This is a genomic window from Paenibacillus sp. AR247 (assembly GCF_002968895.1).
Taxonomy (GTDB): domain Bacteria; phylum Bacillota; class Bacilli; order Paenibacillales; family Paenibacillaceae; genus Paenibacillus_AQ; species Paenibacillus_AQ favisporus.
On record NZ_PCZT01000009.1, the window covers coordinates 1,768,255 to 1,774,618 of the forward strand.

Genomic DNA, 6,364 nt, shown 5'->3' on the forward strand with positions numbered 1-6,364 from the left:
GTGAAAAAATTACTATATTGTCGTATATCCTAAGTTTCTTAAAGATTGGGACATATTACAATAAGAAAAAAGCCCTATCTTTTACCTAGAAAGAAGGTCTTTGTTCTTAATTTCTCTGAAATTTTTGCTAAATCTTTGCAGGATAAGGGTTTGTGGGCTTACATAGGACAGGCCTGTTGTCACATTTCGATAAAAACTCAGCCTGAATAGTCCTAGAATTTCAGATTTGCGAAAGTGTCGTAAAATAACCTCTCCCTTGCATACGAGCGCAGGATAGTAGTTATACCTCCCAGAGAGGTTTTTTACGATGTCGGCACTGTCCTTCCTGCGGGCCCTTCCTTAGCACAACAAAAAAAAGACATGCCCGAAGGATCTTCATCCTTCTGACATGTCCCCGCAGTGACGGTTGTCGGTTTACAATATATATTGGCTCAAATCGCGGTCCTGGGCGATGTCGCCCAGCTTTTCGCGCACGTATTCCGGCGTGATGGTCATATTCTCCAAGGTCAATTCAGGCGCCTCAAACGACAAATCCTCGAGCAGCTTCTCCAGAATCGTATGCAGCCTGCGCGCACCGATGTTCTCGGTATTCTGGTTGACGGTCGCGGCAATTTTGGCAATTTCCCGGATCGCTTCAGATGAGAATTCGACCTCGATGTCCTCGGTTTTAAGCAGCTCGGTATACTGCTTGGTCAAGGCGTTCTTCGGCTCGGTCAGAATCGACACAAAATCGTCGAGAGACAAGCTGCTCAGCTCCACGCGGATCGGGAACCGGCCTTGAAGCTCGGGAATGAGGTCCGACGGTTTGGCGATATGGAATGCACCTGCTGCAATAAACAAAATAAAGTCCGTCTTCACAGGGCCGTATTTGGTCATGACCGTCGACCCTTCCACGATTGGCAGAATATCCCTCTGGACGCCTTCACGGGACACGTCAGGCCCAGAGCCTTTGCCCTGGCTGGCAACTTTATCGATTTCGTCGATAAAGATAATGCCCGACTGCTCAGCGCGAAGAATCGACTCGGCGATGACGTCGTCCATGTCGATCAGCTTGGTCGCTTCCTCCTGCGTCAGCACCTTGCGCGCTTCCCGGATCGGCAGCTTCCGCTTCTTCGTCCGCCGCGGCAGCAAGCTTCCGAACATTTCCTGCATGTTCATGCCCATCTGGTCATTCCCCTGCCCGGCCAGCATATCCATCATCGTCGGCGAGTTGTCCTCCACGTCGATTTCGATCATGTCGTCTTCCAGGCTGCCGGACTGAAGCTTAAACTTCACCTGGCGCCGACGTTCGGTCACGGTGCTGTCTTGCTCCTTATCCTCTTCCGTATCCTGTGCGTTCTGGTTGCCATTGCCGAACAGCATTTCAAACGGATTGCGCTGCGCCTTGTTTTTGCCAGCCGGCGGAACGAGAATTTGCACGATTCGTTCGTTGGCGAGCTCCTCGGCGCGGTCTTTTACTTTTTCCGTACGCTCCGCTTTGACCATGCGGATGGACGTTTCGATCAAATCGCGGACCATGGATTCCACGTCGCGGCCGACGTATCCCACTTCCGTAAATTTGGTGGCTTCGATCTTCACAAATGGCGCATTGACCAGCTTCGCCAAACGTCTGGCGATTTCGGTCTTGCCCACACCCGTCGGACCGATCATCAGGATGTTCTTCGGTACAATCTCATCCCGAACATCCTCGGGAAGCCGGTTGCGGCGGTAACGGTTGCGCAGTGCGACGGCGACGGATTTCTTCGCCTGCTTCTGGCCTACAATGTATTTATCCAGTTCGGCCACGATTTGTCTTGGCGTCAAACTTTGGTTATCCATATGCATTCCTCCACCCTTACAGCTCTTCCACAATGATATTTCCATTGGTGTATATGCAAATTTCCGAAGCAATTTTCAAAGCTTCCCGCGCGATATCCTTCGCTTCCAAGTCCTGGGCGTGACGCTTCAGCGCCCGTCCGGCGGAGAGCGCAAAATTGCCTCCCGAGCCAATCGCCAGTACGTCGTCGTCCGGTTCGATGATTTCACCGCCTCCGGAAATGAGCAGCATGCCGGTTTTATCCATAACGATCATGAGTGCCTCAAGCTTGCGGAGAACGCGATCCTGGCGCCAGTCCTTGGCGAGCTCCACGGCGGCACGCTGCAGATTGCCGTGATGCTCCTCCAGTTTGCTTTCGAATTTTTCAAAAAGGGTAATGGCGTCCGCCACAGAGCCTGCAAAGCCGGCAACGACCTGGCCTCTGTACAGGCGGCGCACCTTTTTGGCGGTCTGCTTCATAATGACATTTTCACCGAAGGTCACCTGGCCGTCACCGGCGATCGCCGCTTTTCCGTTATGGCGTACAGCGCAAATGGTTGTCGCATGAAAAGATAAATCCATACCTACAGACCTCCTAATCTATACTTCCTGATGTTCGGTTGCCAGTCCGGCTTCCTTGATAAACGCGGCAATCGTCTCCAAAGCCCGATTGGCCAGCGCCTCGTTCTTTTCCTTTTTGTTGCGGATCTTCTTCTCCAATTTCGGCAGCAGGCCGAAGTTGGCGTTCATCGGCTGGAAGTGCTCCGAATCCGCGGTCGTAATATAATGAGCCATGCTGCCGAGGGTGCTTGTGTCAGGGAACACGACAAGGTCCTGTCCAAGCGCCTTTCTCGCTGCATTAATGCCCGCTATAAGCCCGGATGCGGCAGATTCCACATATCCCTCTACCCCCGTCATTTGACCGGCAAAAAACAGGTTCTCATTCGTTTTCAGCTGATAGGTCGGTTGGAGTAGCTTCGGAGAGTTGATGAACGTATTGCGGTGCATGACGCCGTAGCGCACATATTCCGCGTTTTCCAGCCCCGGAATCATGGAGAATACGCGTTTTTGCTCTCCCCATTTGAGGTGTGTTTGGAAGCCTACCAGATTGTACAGCGTACCGGCGGCATTATCTTGGCGCAGCTGTACGACCGCATAAGGCAGCTCACCCGTGTGCGGGTTGACCAGCCCTACCGGCTTCATCGGCCCGAACAGCGCCGTCTGCTTGCCGCGCTTCATCATGACCTCGATCGGCATGCAGCCCTCGAAGTATACTTCCTTCTCAAACTCTTTCAGCTGCGCGACTTCCGCATTGACCAGCGCGTCATAAAACGCGTTGAATTCCTCTTCGGTCATCGGACAATTCAAGTAAGCCGCTTCACCTTTATCATAGCGGGAAGCCAGGTATACTTTGCTCATATCGATGGAGTCTTTCTCGACGATTGGAGCCGCAGCGTCATAGAAGTAGAAATACTCTTCGCCCATGAGTGCTTTGATCTCGGCGGAGAGCGCAGGCGAGGTCAGCGGGCCTGTGGCGATGACGACAATCCCTTCTTCTGGTATATGCTGAATTTCTTCGTTTACGACTTCAATCAGCGGATGGTTATGGAGAGTGCTCGTAATATCCCCGGAAAAACCGTCGCGGTCCACCGCCAGAGCGCCTCCGGCAGGAACCGCATTTTTATCGGCGGACTTCAGGATCAGTGAATCCAGCATCCGCATTTCTTCTTTGATGACGCCGACTGCGTTCGTAAGCCCGTTGGCACGCAGCGAATTGGTGCAGACGAGCTCGGCGAACTTGTCCGTATGGTGCGCGGGCGTCTTCACGACTGGACGCATTTCGTATAATTTCAGGGAACCCCCCGGCTTGCGATCTGCCAGGCAGCCTCGCTGCCTGCCAGACCCGCGCCGATGACGGTTACCTGCTGTACTTCTGTCAACTTCATTACCCCCTGCTGTTTACAATTACATCATTTCTTCGTTGTCTTCGTTCTCTTCCAGGGGCTCGGTATGGTCGCATGCCGTGCATTGGAGACGTGCTCCCTGCTTGTTGCGCTTCTCAACCATCAGAGAGCCGCATTTCGGACAAGGCTTCGGCGACGGTTTATCCCAGGATACGAAATCGCATTCCGGATAACGGTCGCAGCCATAGAAAATCCGCCCCTTCTTACTGCGGCGCTCGACCACATGCCCTTCCTTGCATTTCGGACAAGTGACGCCGATATCTTTGACGATCGGCTTCGTGTTCCGGCAGTCCGGAAATCCGGAGCAGGCGAGGAATTTGCCAAACCGCCCCAATTTGTATACCATCGGTCGGCCGCATTTGTCGCAAATTTCGTCCGATACCTCGTCCTCGATTTCGATTTCCTTCATTTCTTCCTCGGCTACTTCCAGGCGCTTTTCAAAGGAAGAATAGAACTCGGCCAGCACCTTGACCCAATCCTCCGAGCCTTCCTCGACATGGTCGAGATCGTCTTCCATGTGGGCCGTAAATTCCACATCAAGGATTTCAGGGAAAAATTGTTCCATTTGCTCGATGATCAATTCACCCAGTTCTGTCGGAATGAACTTTTTCTCTTCGATCGCCACGTAACCGCGCTTTTGGATCGTCTCCAGCGTCGGCGCATACGTACTTGGCCGTCCGATGCCGAGCTCCTCCATCGCCCGGACCAACCGGGCTTCGGTGTAGCGCGGAGGCGGCTGCGTAAAGTGCTGCTTCGGCTCGATATCTTCCTTCTTCAGCTTATCACCCACGGCCAAGGCAGGCAAAAACTTCTCTTCTTCTGTTGTGCCGTCGTCGTTGCTTTCCACGTATACCTTCATAAAGCCCTGGAAGCGGACTTTGGAACCGGATGCACGGAATATGGCAGGCCCGGCCGCAATATCAACGGAAAGCGTATCCAGTATGGCGGAAGACATCTGGCTGGCAACGAAACGTTCCCAAATCAGCTTGTAAAGACGGTATTGGTCACGGCTCATGAACGACTTCACGGAGTCGGGATCACGCATGACCGAGGTCGGGCGGATCGCTTCGTGGGCGTCCTGGGCGTTCGCCGATTTTTTCGAATACTCCCGAGGAGTTTCAGGAACAAACGGATCCCCGTACTTCCCGCTGATAAATTCCTTGGCTTCTTCCTGGGCCGATCCGGCAATCCGGGTGGAATCCGTACGCATATAAGTGATGAGGCCGACGGTCCCTTCTTTCCCGAGCTCTACGCCTTCGTACAGCTGCTGGGCGACGGACATCGTTTTGGCGGCACGAAAATTAAGCTTCCGGGCAGCTTCCTGCTGCAGGGAGCTTGTCGTAAACGGAGGCGAAGGATGCCGCTGGCGTTCCTTTTCCTTCACTTCGCTGACTTTAAAGGTGGCCCCCTTAATGGCAGCGAGCACTTCGTTCACTTCATCCTCACGCGACAATTCTTTCTTCTGGCCGTTCAGCTGCGTGAATTTCGCCTCAAAAACGGAATCTCCCTTGGCGAGCTGGGGCCGTAATAGACCAGTATTCTTCCGGAATGAACGCATTGATTTCGTATTGATTTTGCGCGGCGTTTTAAATGCATCCTTGACCGCTTGCTTCGTAATTTCGTTAAACACGACGCGGCAGCTATCCGTATCGTCAAGCTCCAGGGCATGGGCAAGATGCCAGGCAATCGCTTCACTCTCGCGATCGGGGTCAGCTGCGAGATAAACCTTTTTCACTTTTTTGCTGGCGTCCTTGAGTTCCTTTAATACGGAGCCCTTTCCGCGGATCGTAATATATTTCGGATTAAAGTCATTCTCGACCTCAACCCCGATTTGGCTCTTCGGGAGATCACGCACGTGACCCATCGAAGCTTTTACGATATACTTGCTGCCTAAATATTTGCCGATCGTTTTCGCCTTGGCCGGCGATTCTACGATGACAAGTGAGTCAGCCATAGGTTCATCCCCCTTTCGAACAATTCTGTGAATGTTAGTCAATAGACTCTTGTTATATAAGCTTGTATATAGCACCAGATAATTGGGTAATCTGCTTTTTTAGATTAAAGATAACAGAACTGAATGCAAATGTCCAAAATCCCATCCGGTCTGCTGCAGCAGCTCATCCAATGTAGACGGCCCTTGTTCCAATATATGGTATATCCCAAGCTCATCCATTGTCAAATGATCTGCAGGCAGCCGCGTGTCCTCCAACATCTGACGCTCCCTATTGTATGTATCTTCAAACCCTTTTGGCAACCATGAATCATATTCTTCGATGACGTCTTCGGCATTCAGCACCATTTTGGCGCCTTGTTTAATCAAGTTCAGCGCCCCGCGGCTCTTGGGCGAGGTGACCGGCCCAGGGACGGCGAACACATCCCTGCCGGCTTCGAGCGCCAAATCCGCCGTAATCAAAGAACCGCTGCGTGAGTCCGCTTCGACGACCAGCGTCCCAAGCGTCAAGCCGGCGATGATACGGTTGCGCTGCGGAAACAAACCGGGATGCGATTTGGTCCCGGAAGGATACTCCGTCAGAATGAGTCCATCCTCGGCGATCCGTTCATACAATCCTCTGTTCTCCGGCGGATAGATCACGCCATGACCGGT

At 52.7% G+C, this 6,364-nt stretch carries 3 protein-coding genes and 2 pseudogenes; all 5 read right to left on the minus strand.

Annotation, left to right across the window (positions count from 1 at the left end):
• Positions 1-414: 414 nt before the first annotated feature.
• Positions 415-1,818 (minus strand): ATP-dependent protease ATPase subunit HslU, encoded by a 1,404-nt coding sequence (gene hslU / locus CPT76_RS16575; protein WP_076168169.1) that lies wholly within the window; start codon positions 1,816-1,818, stop codon positions 415-417.
• Positions 1,819-1,834: 16 nt separating this feature from the next.
• The gene (gene hslV / locus CPT76_RS16580) at positions 1,835-2,377 is read right to left on the minus strand and encodes an ATP-dependent protease subunit HslV (RefSeq protein WP_105443632.1); all 543 of its coding nucleotides are present in this window, start codon (positions 2,375-2,377) and stop codon (positions 1,835-1,837) included.
• 18 nt (positions 2,378-2,395) lie between these two features.
• A pseudogene (gene trmFO, locus CPT76_RS16585) lies at positions 2,396-3,735 on the minus strand (FADH(2)-oxidizing methylenetetrahydrofolate--tRNA-(uracil(54)-C(5))-methyltransferase TrmFO).
• Between the two features lie 25 nt (positions 3,736-3,760).
• Positions 3,761-5,713: pseudogene (topA, locus tag CPT76_RS16590) on the minus strand (type I DNA topoisomerase).
• Between the two features lie 99 nt (positions 5,714-5,812).
• Positions 5,813-6,364 (minus strand): DNA-processing protein DprA (locus tag CPT76_RS16595; RefSeq protein ID WP_483870054.1); only part of this gene is annotated, 552 nt, incomplete at its 5' end.